This window comes from uncultured Microbulbifer sp. (genome assembly GCF_913055755.1).
Classification (GTDB): Bacteria; Pseudomonadota; Gammaproteobacteria; order Pseudomonadales; family Cellvibrionaceae; genus Microbulbifer.
The window spans coordinates 1-2,452 of the sequence record NZ_CAJXKH010000168.1 but is presented as its reverse complement, the minus strand read 5'-3'; the positions used below and the strand labels follow the sequence as shown (position 1 = coordinate 2,452).

At 60.2% G+C, this 2,452-nt stretch carries 2 protein-coding genes; both read left to right on the top strand.

The annotated features are described in order from the left end of the window. The coding region (locus tag QZ511_RS16645) for a mechanosensitive ion channel family protein (RefSeq protein WP_295804251.1) at window positions 1–380 on the top strand (380 nt) is incomplete at its 5' end. An 87-nt stretch (window positions 381–467) separates the two neighbouring features. Then, window positions 468–2,360, top strand: a complete 1,893-nt coding sequence (locus QZ511_RS16640) for a DUF885 family protein (protein ID WP_295804250.1) — start codon at window positions 468–470, stop codon at window positions 2,358–2,360. Window positions 2,361–2,452 lie beyond the last annotated feature (92 nt).

Here is a 2,452-nt window from a genome sequence, read left to right as displayed (position 1 = left end):
ATGACAAGGTCTGGGGGGAAACCCTCACCAATTTCACCCGCAATGCCTCCCGTCGTATCGAGATAGTGGCCAGCATTGCCTACGGCGACGATATCGAGACCGGCATGAGCGTGCTGCGCCAGCTGGTGGCGGATGAACCGCGTATCCTCGCCGATCCCGAGCCCGCATTCGCGGTGCGTGCCCTGGCGGACAGCTCCGTCAACCTGCACCTGCGCGCCTGGACCAAGACCGACGATTACTGGGATGTGTACTGGGACCTGATGAAGCAGCTGAAGCCCGCGCTGGAAGCAAAGGGTCTCAGTATCCCTTTCCCGCAGCGCGAGCTGCATATTATCAATCAGTCTGAGAAAGCATCGCTGGAAAAAGTCGGCGTTGAGTAGTTGGAGGCGGGTGCCAGGGGAAAGCGCCCGCTGCCAAACGTTTAATCTTTAATTCCCTTATTTATTGTCCATCAACGAGGTAAATCTATGCGTAAAGTACTCCTGAGCGTGGTGATAGCGTCGGTCATCGCCGGCTGTCAGCAGAGCGAAGAACCCAAAAAGCCGGAGCCGCAGGCGGATGTCAGTGCCGTGCAGGCGGTGGACCAGGCCGGTGGTGAGCAGGTTGCTCAGGATCAGGCCGCAGAAACCGAGCGCCTCGGCAAGTGGCTGGATGAGCGCTATGAGGAGCAACTGCAGTTCAGCCCGATGCAGCTCAGCTACCTGGGTCGCAAGGAGCAGTACGACAAGATCGACGATATGACCAGGGCGGCGGACCAGCGCGAACTGGACTGGAAGGCAAAAACCGTCGCCGAGATGCAGGAGAAGTTCGATTACGACAAGCTGGATACCATCGGCAAGGAAACCTACGACCTGTGGATTTTCCAGTACGAGCAGGCAAAGGCCGGCAAGCCCTTCTGGGATCACGGTTATTTTGCCGGTGAGCTCGGCGGCCCGGAAGCGCAACTGCCGACCTTTATGATCAACCAGCACAAGGTGGATACCGAGGAAGACATGCGCGCATATATCGCCCGCCTCGGTGGTATCAGCACCGCCCTCGGCCAGCTGCTGGAGCGCGCCCAGGGATCCGCGGCAAAAGGCATCCGTCCACCGCGCTTCGCCTACGACCTCGCCATCGAGCGCGCGCAGAAGGTAACCAGCGGCCAGCCGTTCTCCGACGGCGACGATGCGCCGCTGCTGGCAGATGCCAAGGGCAAGATCGAAGCCCTCAAGAAAGGCGGCAAGATCGACGACAAGACCGCAGAGGAGCTGCTGGCGGGCGTCAACAAGGCGCTGAAGGAACAGCTCAAGCCTTCCTACGACGCCTACATCGCCTGGTTGCAGGAAGATCGTACCAACGCCGGCGAGGAGGCCAAGGGCGTTTCTGAACTACCCGATGGCGAGGCGTTCTACAGCAACCGCCTGGCCAACTACACCACCCTGCCGCTGACAGCAGAAGAAGTGCACCAGATCGGCCTCGACGAGGTGGCGCGCATCCGCAAGGAAATGGAAGCGATCAAGGAAAAGGTGGGTTTTGACGGCGACCTGCAGGAGTTCTTTGCCTTTATTCGCACCGATGACCAGTTCTACTACCCGAACACCGATGAGGGTCGCAAGGGATACCTGGACGATACCCGGGGCTTTATCGATGCCATCCACAAAAAACTGCCGGAATACTTCGGCATCCTGCCCAAGGCAGGGCTCGAAGTGAAACGCGTGGAGGCCTTCCGCGAAGTGCCCGGCGGCGCCCAGCACTATCAGCCGGGTACGCCTGACGGTTCCCGCCCTGGTACCTACTATGTGCACATGTCCGATATGAGCGCGCTGTCTTCCACCGATATGGAAACCACCGCCTATCACGAGGCCATCCCCGGTCACCATATGCAGATTTCCATCGCCCAGGAACTGGAAGGCATCCCGCAATTCCGCACCCAGGCGCGCTTCACACCCTACAGTGAGGGTTGGGCGCTTTACTCGGAAGCCTTGGCCAAGCAGATGGGACAGTTCCAGGATCCCTACAAGGACTTCGGCCGCCTGACCGCGGAAATGTGGCGCGCCATCCGCCTGGTGGTGGATACCGGTATGCACGCCAAGGGCTGGAGCCAGGAACAGGCGGTGGAGTACTTCCTGGATAACTCCGCCGTCCCCGAGGGCGCGGTGCGCTCCGAGGTGCGTCGCTACCTGACCCTGCCGGGCCAGGCCACCTCCTACAAAATCGGTATGCTGAAAATCCTCGAGCTGCGCGACAAGGCGCAGCAGGAGCTGGGAGATCAGTTCGACATCCGCCGGTTCCACGATACCGTGCTGGGTGGCGGCGCGCTGCCGTTGCCGCTGCTGGAAAAGCGCGTCGACAACTGGATTGCCAGCGAAAAGGCCAGCTGATCGCTCTCGCGATCCCATTGATGAAAATGGCGGGCCCTGTGCCCGCCATTTTTTTACTGCTACCTTGAGAACTGATGTCACCAGGTGTCGGC